This is a genomic window from Fibrella rubiginis (assembly GCF_017353185.1).
Classification (GTDB): domain Bacteria; phylum Bacteroidota; class Bacteroidia; order Cytophagales; family Spirosomataceae; genus Fibrella; species Fibrella rubiginis.
The window spans coordinates 1-272 of record NZ_JAFMYV010000050.1; the positions used below are offsets into that span (position 1 = coordinate 1).

A 272-nucleotide genomic window follows, 5' to 3' on the forward strand; every position below is an offset into this window, starting at 1 on the left:
TTGACCGTGACCGTAGCTGAGGTGACAGCCGAACAACCCGCCGAGTTAGTGGCCGTCACGCTATAGGCGGTCGTCACCGTGGGACTGACAGACTGGCTGGCCGTGGTGGCCCCGTTGCTCCAGAGGTAGGTCAGGCCCGTACCGCCACTGGCGGTGGCTGTCAGGGTGGTGCTGGCACCGTTACAGATTGTAGCTGGACTGGCACTGGCTGTGACGGTTACTGCCGGATTCACGGTCACCGTAGCCGAGCTGACAGCTGAACAACCATTGGC

At 62.5% G+C, this 272-nt stretch carries 1 protein-coding gene; it reads right to left on the reverse strand.

Features of this window, described 5'->3' with window-relative positions; all coding sequences use genetic code 11:
* A partial coding sequence (locus J2I47_RS26430) for a hypothetical protein (protein ID WP_207367628.1) occupies positions 1 to 272 on the reverse strand: 272 nt, incomplete at both ends.